Here is a 10,718-nt window from a genome sequence, read left to right on the forward strand (position 1 = left end):
TTTTAGGCAAAGTTTTTATTACTTTCTCCTTTTTCGAGCAAATCAATTATCTTGCAAGTTTCCACAATCATTGACTTTTTTTCATTCTTAACAAACAAAGCCTGGTGAGTTTCCGCTGGTAAAAGTTTAGAATCAATTGAACCGCTTGCAAACCGAATGTAGTCTGTGCGCACAAAAAAACACGAAAGAGATTCTATCGCTTCACAAACTTTTTCACCTACAAGTCCGCTCGTTATATCAAATATTTTTGCACCGACATTTTTTCCGGGCACAGAACAAAATGAAACTGCAAATCTAAACTCCAAGTATTCGCGCATTGCAAGCTGCCATTTTTCGCAAAAGTCCTTATCGTCAATTTTCTTTTTTAAAAGCGCGGAAAGTTTTTTCTTTGTCCGCTTTGCATTTCTGTAAAGTTCAAACTGCTCTTTTAAGAATTTCAGTTTTTTTAAAATATGCGGAAGCCTTATAAGAACAATGCAAGACAATGAAAAAAATCCAGCAACTAAAAAAAGCGCAATCCACAAAAAATAATTTGTATTAGGAAGCAAAAGAGGAGCTTGCGGAGACTTTAAATTTTTTACCTCGAGCTTTTCTACAAGTGAAAGAATTGTAACCGGCGCAAGTTGAATTTTAAAATCAACGCTTTCTACTTCATTCTTTTTTTGTCCGCGGCAAAATTTTTCCAAATTGAATTCTTTAAACTTTATTGTTCCAGTTTTCCACGGAATTATCGTTATGCAAAGATTGTAGTTTACGCCGTTTCTTACAAGAACAGATTTTGTAACAAGGCAGTCATCTGGATTTTCCAAAAGCTCTTTTGAAGAAAGATTAAGCGAAAGAACTTCATCTTTTATCATTGAGGAATCCGCAAAAGAAAAAAAATCTACAGGCGTTCTGAACGAATACTGAATCTGTCCGCTGTCGCCAATAAAAACATCGCGCGGAACCATAACTTGCGTTCCAAAAGCCGCTGTATTTTCATTTGAATTCTGCGCAGCAAAAAACTGAATAAAAAAGCACAAGCCAAAAATAAAGCAAAGATTTTTCTTCATGCAATTTTCCTAAAATGAATGTCTGTGCCTGCTGCTGAAAAATTTTATAAGTTCTGCAGCAGGATCTTGAACAGTGCTTATAAACAAAGAAATTCCTCCGTGGCGCGCGCAGTCTTTAAACCAGTTTTCATTGCGCTGCTCATTTTCTTCTCTCCAGCCACGGATAAATTTCTGGCTTGAAGTCGGAAGAACAGCTTCGTATCCTGTTTCTGGATCCGCAAAAAGAACAGAGCCAACGGAAGGAATATTGTCATCAGAAGAATCAACTATCTTTATTGCAATGACATCATTTTTCTGGCAAAGACGCGCAAAAGAAGCCTGCCATTCCGCAGCCCTAAAATCAGAAATAACAAACACAAGACTTCTTTTCTTTAAAAGTTTTTCTGCTCCTCTAAGCGCGCTGTCAAGAACAGAACCTGGCTTTTGTTTTTTTCTATCAAGTTCAAAATGGGACAAAAGCATAAGCGAATGTTTTTTTCCAGATTTTGGAGAACAAAAGAATTCCAGTTCACCGTCAAAAACAACTGCGCCAACAGGACTAGAATTATAAAATGAAGCAAGCGTCAAAAGAGAAGCGCACTCCATTGCTTTTTCAAGTTTTGTCTGCTGGCTTGTTCCCACGCACATGGAAAGAGAAGCGTCGGCAACTATAAAAACATCAAGCTCACGTTCTTCTTCAAAAATTTTTACAAATGGCTTTCCCATTCTTGCCGTAACATTCCAGTCAATTGCGCGCACATCATCGCCACGAAGATATTCACGGACTCCGCTGAATTCAATTCCACGTCCACGGTAAAGAGAACGGAATGAGCCGCTTTTCATTTTTTCAGCAAGAGAAAGAGAAGATAAATGCAAAAGAGAAGCACGGCGGCTTATGTCGTTTTTCATGGAACAGGCATCAAATCTATGATTTTTGAAATCAAACTGTCCGCAGAAATATTGTCCGCAGCGGCTTCATAGTTTAAAACTAACCTGTGTCTTAAAACCGGCTTTGCAACTGCCTGAACATCTTCCGCAAGAACAAAGCTTCTGTTTTCAAAAAGAGCGTGGACTTTTGCGCATCTTAAAAGAGCAATTCCAGCGCGTGGAGAAACACCAAATGAAATGTAACGCTGAATGTCATTGCGGCGGTTCATTTTTAACGCGACATCGGCTCTTGTAAAATTTACAATTGAAACTATGTAGGCAAGCATTTTGTCAGCAACAGTAACAGCATCCACAGCGTCCCGGCATTTTTGAAGAGCAGCTGCGGAAAAAACTTTGTTCACAGGAATTTCATTAGCCCTGCCTTCAGATTTTATAATTGAAATTTCTTCTTCCGGCGTAGGATACGAAATAAGAAGTTTTAGCAAGAAACGGTCAAGCTCGGCTTCTGGCAAACTGTAAGTTCCCTCCTGCTCAATTGGATTCTGTGTGGCAAGAACAAAAAAAGGTTCGTTCAGCTTGTAAGTAGTTTCGCCAATTGTAACCTGATGCTCCGCCATGGCTTCAAGCAATGCAGACTGAACTTTTGCAGGCGCACGATTTATTTCATCCGCAAGAACAAGATTTGAAAACACAGGTCCTTTTCTAACAGAAAACTTTCCAGTGCCCTGCTCATAAATCAGTGTTCCGCTAACATCAGCAGGAAGAAGATCAGGCGTAAACTGAATTCTTTTATATTCAAGTCCTGAAACATCCGCAAAAGTTTTTACCGCCAATGTCTTTGCAAGCCCCGGAACACCTTCAAGAAGAACGTGTCCGCCCGCAATAAGAGCTGTGATAATTCCGTCTACAACATCTTTTTGGCCAACAACACGCTTTGCAACTTCTGCGCGGCATTTATTTATATAATCAAAACATTCATCAAGTTCAGCTTTTGTAACAACTTTCATTTGAACCCCAAATTTTCCTTTTTGCGATAATTATATCTATAAAACTATTCCATGTAAACTTCACCATAAGTGTGAAAGCCAGAATCAATTATAATGTTGTCAATATTGTTTTTTGTAACTAAGACAGGATCTAAAAGAATCGCAGGAATTTCTGCAAAGTTGTTGTCAATTGATTTTAAATCAGAAAGCGACTGAATTTTTTCTCCGCGCGCAACCCTCACAGAAATTTCAGCGGCGGTTCTAGCAAGCTCCACAATCGGCTTGTAAACTGTAAAATCCTGAAGCCCGCGCACAATGTTTTGACAAGCTGCAATGTCAGCGTCTTGTCCGCAAATCGGAATATGCTTGTCTGGATAATAAGTCTGCAAAACAGAAATCACGCTGTCAGCAACCGCATCGTTTCCGCAGATAATCGCGCCCGGAATTTTTCCGCTTGTAATAACATCAAGCATTTTCTGCCGAGACAAATCATAGTTCCAGTCCTGCGTATAAAAAATTTCATTTATAATCGGCAAGGAAGTTTTTATAGTTCCGCCAAGCCCACGCAAAAGCATTTTCATGTTGTAATCTTCTTGTGGTCCAAGTATGCAAAGCCAATTACGCAAAGGCGCAATACGCTGAAGTTCTTTTCCCATAATCACGCCCACTTGCCCGGAATCAATCGTAATATACAAATCAATTTTTGTGTTCAAAATCAGGCGGTCATAGGCAATGACAGGAATATTTTTTGCCCGAATTTTTTCAATTTCATCTTTTAAAGAATCTGCAACTTTCGCAAGAACAACAATCACATCCACGTTTTTATCCAAAAGATACATGAGTTGTTTTTTCTGAACCTCAACATTGTTGCCTGCATTCTGAACAATAACGTCCGCATCAAAATCTCTTGCGCGCGCCATAAAAACATCTAGGTCTCTCTGCCACCGCTCAATTGCAAGCGTGTCTATAGAAAATCCGATTGTTGTTTTTTTCTCATCTACAAAAGAATTCTGCTTCTGAACAGAAAAATTTCTTTTGTTTTTTGCGCAGCCGGCAAATACAAATAAAATAAAGATTGTCGAAACTAAAAAAAGTTTTTTCATAAGGACTCCGGTTTTCTATTTGTGTTTCTAAAATCAGTAGGCGAAATTCCGAACTTGTTTTTAAAAATTCTGCTGAAGTAATTCTGGTCGTTGTAGCCAATTTCCGCAGAAATTTCCTTTATAGAAAGCTCAGTTTCGCAAAGCATGAGCCGGCCTTTTTCCAGCCGCTTGTCTGTCACATAGTTTATAAAAGTTTCGCCTGTTTCCTCTTTAAAAAGTTTGCTCAAATAAAAAGAACTTACGCCCGCAAAAGAAGATGCGTCATCAAGCGAAAAATTTTCTGCAATGTGTTCTTGAATATATCCAAAAACTTTTTTTACAAGCGGATTTTCTTTTTCATCTTTTGAGCTGCAAATAAAAGCCGCGCATTCAGAAAGCCTGTTCTTAAAAAAAATCAAAAGTTCCGCCTTTGAATCAGTTTTGCTCAAGTCAGAAAAAAGATTTTCAAATGCGGCATTTTTCCATGAAGAACTTGCGGACTTTGCAGAATTTTTTGCTTCAATCAAAACTTCAAAAATATTTCCTTTTATTTTTTCCAGTGAAAAATTCTGCTCGAAAAGTTCACCAATATAATGCTCTGCCAAAAACTGAACTCCGGCAGCATCTCCTAATTTTAAGCGATTCAAAATACGCTCGTGCAGTTCCTGAATTTTTTCATCTCCGCTAGAAAAATTCAAAAGCTCATCCGCAAACAACAGCTCTCCGTCCGGCGAAGTTCTGTTTAAGGCTTGAATCGCATCTTTGCAGCACTCCGAAACTTCTTCAAGCTTGCCGCAAGAATTGCTTATTCCAGCCCGAATTTTCTGTCCGATTTCTAAAGACAGAAGCGTAAATATTTCCTTGACCGCAGAATGAAAATCATCTTGCAAACCTTCCGCAGATTTTTCCATAGAAACAAAAACAGCTATTCTGTTTGTCATAAACGAACCGGCCAAGCACTTGAATTTTTGCGAAACAATTTTTCTGACTTTAGAGCAAGCTTCGTATATATTTTTTTCTGAACCGGGAACTTCTATGCAGGCAAAAAAATATTCATCAACTTTCATATTAAAATAGTCAAGATAGCTTTGAAAATCTTCGTTCTTTGCCTTGCTGAAAATACAAGAGTAAATAAAATCGCTTTCAATCATCGGGTAAACAATATCAAGTTTTTTCTGAAGTTCCAGATTTCCAGAAGTTGTTCCGTTGCGCTCATCAACAAGATTCATTGCATTTCGCACAGTCTGAATCACAATGTTGCGGTTCACGGGCTTTGTAATATATTTGTACGCGCCAATGTTCATGGCTTCCTGCGCATACTGAAACTTATCAAACGCGCTCAAGACAATAATCACTGCGGAAGGCTTAAGGCTTTTTATGCAGCTGATTGCATCAAGTCCGCTCATTCCCGGCATATTTATGTCCATGAAAATTATGTCGATTTTTTCCCGGCTTACAACAGAAACAGCATCGCTTCCTGACAACGCGGAAAACAAATTCACCTGCCCTTCAAAATTCTTTTTAATTATAAACTGAAGCGAGTCAATCATAATCTGCTCGTCATCGCAAGTTAAAATATTATACATTTGGAATCCTGATTAAAAACTTCATTTCTGAATCGTCTTCAGAAAAAATATCAAAAACATCATCACGGTGAAAATAAATCCTAAGCCGCGAAAAAACATTTATAAGCCCAATACCCGTATGTTCTCCGGTTTTATCCCCCAAAGAATTTTTCTTTGCAGAAAGAGATTTTATTCCGCCGCTTTTTGCAGCCTTTAAAATTTCTTCACGAACGCCACAGTCGAATTTGCTTCCGTTGTCGCCAACAAGAATTTCAACAAAGCCGTCAGCCTCTTTTACAGAAAGAAAAACCTTGCCCATGGAATTTTGCAAGCCATGCTGAATGCAGTTTTCAACCAGCGGCTGCAAGGTCATTGCAGGAAGCCTCTGGGAAAATTTGTGGTGCTCGGGAATATTTTTTACAAACTCAAGCCTTTTTCCAAACCGCACTTTCATAATGTAAACAAAACTGTCCACAAGTCCAAGCTCATCATCAATTGAAGCGTCTTCTTTTTGCGCAATGTTGTATCTAAAAAAATCCGAAGTCTGCTCAATAAAAAAACAAGTTTTGTCCGCGCCTTCCATCATTGCAAGCTGCGCCCCGGTATTCAGCGTGTTAAACAAAAAATGCGGATTTATCTGACTTTGAAACGCCTTAAGCTGGGCATCCGCATAAAGAGCCTGCATTTCCATTTGACGTTCCCTAAGCTCGTTTTCTGTCCTTGCCTTTTCCCAGATTTTGTCAATGTATTCTCTTATGCTGATTATCATTCTGTCAAAGGCACGGCAAATATTTCCAATTTCATCATGCGACTTCTTGTTAAAAAGCGGAACATCAAAATCCTGCTGAGCCACACGGAGCGCAACCGAAGAAATTTCTGCAAGAGGACGTGTAATTTTTCCTATAAGAAAATTCAGCAGGGCAAGAATAAAAACAAAGAAAAGCGCAAAAAAAACAGCATACACTTTAAAAAGCAGATTTATATTGTTCCTGTCCGCAGCATAAAACTCGGCGTTGTTCTGCATATATAGAATGTTGAGTTTTTGAATTTCTTCCAAAAGAAACCTGTAGCATTCAAGACTCTGCAAATAAAAATTTCCGCTTGTGCTGTTTGCTCTTCGTTCCGCAACTGCCTTTGAACTATAATATAGAAAAGACTGCGCAAACTGATTCACAACATATTCTTTTTGGCGCACTTCATTTGTAGACGGAGAATCTTGCATCGCATCGCAAAGGTCTTCCACTCTGGCTGAACTTGCATAATAAGCGTCAATGCTTTCAAACGTTCTGTATTCAATGTAAAGCTCAAGCGAATTTTCAAGCCGCGCCAAATCGTTTGCAAACACATTCAGCTCGGAATTTGACTTGTAAGATTCGCCCACGGATTTTAAAACATAATGCTCCATAAGCATTGTAAGCGCAAGACTCGCGCTCATTATAAGAAAGGCTGCAATTATGCTTGCCATGATTTTCCATCGAAGACTTTTGTTTTCCGTAAGCTTCATTTTTTTTCTGCGCTCCTTACTTGGAGATCAGCTGTAATGTAGCTATTTGCATAACCTTTGTTTCTGTATTCAAAAAGTTCTGTCATTGCTGTTCTTCCAATTTTGTTAAGATTGAACGAAACAAGCTTGGAAAGAATTCCTTTTTCAAGGTACATGGCTACAGTTTCATTTTCGCCATAGCCTAAAATTTTTATGCGCCCAGAAGCAGAAGAAGCCGCAACAAGCTGAAGAACCATAATCGTGTCTTCTTCTGTAAGGCAGACAACAGCGCAACAGTCGGTTTTTCCATAAAGGAGAACTTCTTCCACGCTTTTTCTATTTTCCTTAAGCGATTTGTCAAACACTTCAAAATTTGAAATTCCCCTGGCTTTGTAATAATCCATGAGGCTGTTCAAAAGATTGCTGTGGTTGGGGCTACCTGAAATTCCGCTTATAACAATATATGCTTTTCCGCTTGGCTCAAAAAGTTCTTCGGATTCAATGCCAATTCTGCGCCCAAGGTTTGAATAGTTGCTTCCGATAAAAGAAATCTGCGGATTTTCTGCAATATAATGCCCGATTGTTATAACTGGAATTTCTGTGCCGTCTATGCGGTTTACAGATTTAAAGACAGAAGCGGAAGAACTTACATAAGCAATAATTCCGTCCGCATTTACAAACGAACCGTAATCAATTAAAGACTGAAGCGAAATATTTTCTGCAAGGGAGTCCGGGGATTTTAATTCCACCAGCGCGCTATAGTCCTGACTTAAGCTTTTTGCGCCTTCAAAAATCTGGTTAAGAAAAACAGAACTGTCCGCCTGCCCAACAACAAGAATATGGTAGTTTCTGTCTTCACCTTCAAGTTCTGCGCCATGAATAGAAATGCCAGAAACAATGCGCACAAGAAATACAATTCCCGCCGCAAAAAGAACAGCAAGCGGAACTGCCGCCTTTAGCACAAAACCATTTTTTTTCACTGGATTTTTCCCCATAAACTCAATAAAATAATAGCAGTTTTATATTCTAATGTCATTATCAATTTTTCTTTGCTAGAAATATTCCCGAACGGTAATAAATAAATTTAAATGTACCCAAAAATCGTAGATTTTACCGTTCGGGAATGTTATACTTATTTATATGATAATAAACTCTATTGCCGATATTTCAGAAGCTGTAAAAAAACGCAGAAAATCCTTAAACTTAACTCAATCTGAATGCGCCGCAATGTGCAATGTAGGAAACCGATTTTTTTCCGAGCTTGAAAACGGCAAAGAAACTCTTCACATTGGCAAAGTAATAAATTGCCTTCAAATCCTTGGAATAAACATTTCTTTAACAAACCGCGAGGATAACAAATGAAGCTGAATGTTTATTTTGGAGAAAAAAAATGCGGCGAATTATTCACAACAGAAAATAGAGGAATTGCATTCCAATATATGGAAGAATATCTTTCACTTCCAGATTCAAAAGCAATTTCACTTTCACTTCCGCTTAAAAAAGAAGAATTTTCTCAGAAAGAATGCCTTCCGTTTTTTTCAGGACTACTTCCAGAAGAATTTACAAGAAAACGAGTTGCCAATTATCTACATATTTCAGAACTCAGCGACATAAAACTTCTTGCATCTTTAGGTCAGGAATGCGCAGGATTTATAACAATTGCAGATGATGATTTTAATCCAAAGAATCTTAAAACTGAATACGAACTAAACAGTTCAAACTACGAAAAACTTTCAGCTGAACGGCTAGAAGAGTTCATTTTGAATATTCCCCAAAGACCTTTTTTAAAGGCTGATGACAAGCTTAGGCTTTCTCTTGCTGGCGCACAGGAAAAGCTTTCATTGGCATTTTTTGAAAACCAGTGGTATTTGCCTTTAAATGGCGCGCCTTCAACTCATATTTTAAAACCAACACGAGAAGGAAGCCTTTCCTCATTAGCGCAAAATGAATATGACTGTATGCAGCTTGCAAAAAAATGCGGCTTAAATGTGCCAGAATCAAAGCTTGAAAAAATCGCAGGAAAAGATGTCTTTATAGTCCAGCGATACGACCGCATTATAAAAAACGGAAAAATCACAAGACTTCATCAGGAAGATATGTGCCAAGCTCTTGGAATTATGCCGGAAAATAAATATCAGTCTGACGGCGGACCTGGAATCAAAGAAATTTATGACTTGCTGAAACTTCATTCCGTTATGCCGATTATTGATTTGCGAGCTTTTATAACTGAAATTCTTTTTAACTACATTATTGGAAACTGCGATGCCCATGCAAAAAACTATTCAATTCTCTATGACCAAAAAGGAAATGCGAGGCTTTCTCCAATTTACGATGTGGTTTCTACAAAATCATTTCCGTCTTTGACCAAGAAAATGTCAATGAAAATCGGCACACATTACGACTTGGAAAAAATCAACAAAGATGATTTTGCTTTAATGGCGCAGCAGCTAAATATAAATAAAAAAATCATTTTTGAAACTCTTGAATCCCTGAATGAAAAAATAAATTCATAGCCATTTTTTTTTCACTGGATTTTTCCCCATAAACTCAATAAAATAATAGCATAGATTGAACAAATATTCGATACAGAAAAACAAGGAGGATTTTTATGAATACAAAAAAACTTTCGCTTGCATTATTTCCGCTGATGCTTGCATTTGCTTCCTGCATGAACATGAGCGGCTCAAACGGAAAAGAAGGCGCAATCCGTGTTGCCTTGCCAGAAAGCGGTTCACGCGGTTCTATTACACTTTCAAAAGACAATCCTCTGTACGAAGTAAGCCTTATGCAGGGCGACAAAACGCTTGACACTAAATCATCTGAATCCACCGGGGGGGGGCGACTTTGTATTTGATGAGCTGGAACCCGGAACATACAAAATAGTTGTTACAGCAAGACAGCAGGACGGAACATTTCTTTCCCGCAACAGCAAAGAAGTAAAAGTTACAGCCGGCGAAACCACAGACTGCTCAATCACTCTTATTCTAGCAGGCAACAACGGAAAAGTATTCAGCTCGAATTATTATGTGCTAAGAGCAAGTTCTGGTTCTTCATCTAGTGCAGAATTCTTTGATAATGTTTCTTCAACCACAACTATATCAATGAGTCCAGACGATGCTTTTGAAGATATAAATGGAGATAAATACTATATAGATATTAATGCGTCTGGCACAGGACTTGCATTTAATATATATAAAAACAATACAAACGATGTTAGGTATATAGTTACAATAGAAGGCGCATCTAAAAAATTTGCAGACAGCCTTTACTATGACCCTGTAAACGACAGCCTTTGGATTGGAGCAATGTCTAGTTCAAATGAGTATTACTTTGCAAAAGACATTAACAAGTTGGAATATGACGAAACATTCAGCGAAAAAACAGAAATCCCTACTTATTACCCTGGAGAAATCACAGCGTTTGCGATAAGCGGGAATGACATATATATTGCAAGTCCACTTGACAATGGCGCATCAAATCTTATCAGAGGTGTAATTGAAGGAAGCAATGATGACGGCTTTACAATAACAACGTCAGACTTGCCTATGTCCACACAAGACATGGGCACAGACGGACAAATAACGGACATACTTATTCATTACGACGGCTATGTTTACGTGCTGGTTTCTCAAACTGGCGAAGAATATGTTGAAGATGCCTATTTAACAAGCGAAAATACAAAA

11 protein-coding genes are annotated in these 10,718 nt (G+C 38.3%); 4 read left to right on the forward strand and 7 right to left on the reverse strand.

Annotation, left to right across the window (positions count from 1 at the left end):
• Positions 1–2: 2 nt before the first annotated feature.
• Genes B4C08_RS09530 through B4C08_RS09560 form a run of 7 tightly spaced genes read right to left on the reverse strand, consistent with a single transcriptional unit; the run spans position 3 to position 8,015 of the window.
• Positions 3–1,052 (reverse strand): hypothetical protein, encoded by a 1,050-nt coding sequence (locus tag B4C08_RS09530; protein ID WP_296664844.1) that lies wholly within the window; start codon positions 1,050–1,052, stop codon positions 3–5.
• 9 nt (positions 1,053–1,061) lie between these two features.
• The gene (locus B4C08_RS09535) at positions 1,062–1,940 is read right to left on the reverse strand and encodes a DUF58 domain-containing protein (protein WP_296664846.1); all 879 of its coding nucleotides are present in this window, start codon (positions 1,938–1,940) and stop codon (positions 1,062–1,064) included.
• Positions 1,937–2,926 carry an AAA family ATPase gene (locus B4C08_RS09540; protein WP_295797459.1) on the reverse strand — a complete coding sequence of 330 codons (990 nt, stop codon included), beginning with the start codon at positions 2,924–2,926 and terminating at the stop codon, positions 1,937–1,939. Before B4C08_RS09540 ends, B4C08_RS09535 begins: the two co-directional genes overlap by 4 nt.
• A gap of 44 nt (positions 2,927–2,970) precedes the next feature.
• Positions 2,971–4,008 (reverse strand): sugar ABC transporter substrate-binding protein, encoded by a 1,038-nt coding sequence (locus tag B4C08_RS09545; RefSeq protein WP_296664847.1) that lies wholly within the window; start codon positions 4,006–4,008, stop codon positions 2,971–2,973.
• Positions 4,005–5,573, reverse strand: coding sequence for a response regulator (locus B4C08_RS09550; protein WP_296664849.1), 1,569 nt, complete (start codon positions 5,571–5,573; stop codon positions 4,005–4,007). Before B4C08_RS09550 ends, B4C08_RS09545 begins: the two co-directional genes overlap by 4 nt.
• Entirely contained in the window at positions 5,566–7,056 is a 1,491-nt protein-coding gene (locus B4C08_RS09555; protein ID WP_296664852.1) for a sensor histidine kinase, read from the reverse strand. The genes B4C08_RS09550 and B4C08_RS09555 overlap by 8 nt, the downstream gene beginning before the upstream one ends.
• Positions 7,053–8,015, reverse strand: coding sequence for a substrate-binding domain-containing protein (locus B4C08_RS09560; RefSeq protein ID WP_296664854.1), 963 nt, complete (start codon positions 8,013–8,015; stop codon positions 7,053–7,055). The genes B4C08_RS09555 and B4C08_RS09560 overlap by 4 nt, the downstream gene beginning before the upstream one ends.
• Before the next feature lie 160 nt (positions 8,016–8,175).
• Here B4C08_RS09560 and B4C08_RS09565 point away from each other — a divergent pair, with 160 nt between their 5' ends.
• The 4 genes from B4C08_RS09565 to B4C08_RS09580 all read left to right on the forward strand — a co-directional run.
• Complete coding sequence (locus B4C08_RS09565) at positions 8,176–8,397, forward strand: XRE family transcriptional regulator (protein WP_296664856.1); 222 nt, start codon at positions 8,176–8,178, stop codon at positions 8,395–8,397.
• Positions 8,394–9,548 carry a type II toxin-antitoxin system HipA family toxin gene (locus B4C08_RS09570; protein ID WP_296664857.1) on the forward strand — a complete coding sequence of 385 codons (1,155 nt, stop codon included), beginning with the start codon at positions 8,394–8,396 and terminating at the stop codon, positions 9,546–9,548. The genes B4C08_RS09565 and B4C08_RS09570 overlap by 4 nt, the downstream gene beginning before the upstream one ends.
• 95 nt (positions 9,549–9,643) lie before the next feature.
• Entirely contained in the window at positions 9,644–9,889 is a 246-nt protein-coding gene (locus B4C08_RS09575; RefSeq protein ID WP_296664858.1) for a hypothetical protein, read from the forward strand.
• The coding region (locus tag B4C08_RS09580) for a carboxypeptidase-like regulatory domain-containing protein (RefSeq protein WP_296664860.1) at positions 9,840–10,718 on the forward strand (879 nt) is incomplete at its 3' end. The genes B4C08_RS09575 and B4C08_RS09580, both read left to right, overlap by 50 nt.

The sequence above is a fragment of the Treponema sp. UBA753 genome, from assembly GCF_002297325.1.
In the GTDB taxonomy this organism is placed as follows: Bacteria; Spirochaetota; Spirochaetia; order Treponematales; family Treponemataceae; genus Treponema_D.

Bases quoted from the DNA above. Each gene is read 5' to 3' on its own strand.
- B4C08_RS09530 (WP_296664844.1), bottom strand. From the start codon at position 1,052: ATGAAGAAAAATCTTTGCTTTATTTTTGGCTTGTGCTTTTTTATTCAG.
- B4C08_RS09535 (WP_296664846.1), bottom strand. From the start codon at position 1,940: ATGAAAAACGACATAAGCCGCCGTGCTTCTCTTTTGCATTTATCTTCT.
- B4C08_RS09540 (WP_295797459.1), bottom strand. From the start codon at position 2,926: ATGAAAGTTGTTACAAAAGCTGAACTTGATGAATGTTTTGATTATATA.
- B4C08_RS09545 (WP_296664847.1), bottom strand. From the start codon at position 4,008: ATGAAAAAACTTTTTTTAGTTTCGACAATCTTTATTTTATTTGTATTT.
- B4C08_RS09550 (WP_296664849.1), bottom strand. From the start codon at position 5,573: ATGTATAATATTTTAACTTGCGATGACGAGCAGATTATGATTGACTCG.
- B4C08_RS09555 (WP_296664852.1), bottom strand. From the start codon at position 7,056: ATGAAGCTTACGGAAAACAAAAGTCTTCGATGGAAAATCATGGCAAGC.
- B4C08_RS09565 (WP_296664856.1), top strand. From the start codon at position 8,176: ATGATAATAAACTCTATTGCCGATATTTCAGAAGCTGTAAAAAAACGC.
- B4C08_RS09570 (WP_296664857.1), top strand. From the start codon at position 8,394: ATGAAGCTGAATGTTTATTTTGGAGAAAAAAAATGCGGCGAATTATTC.
- B4C08_RS09575 (WP_296664858.1), top strand. From the start codon at position 9,644: ATGAATACAAAAAAACTTTCGCTTGCATTATTTCCGCTGATGCTTGCA.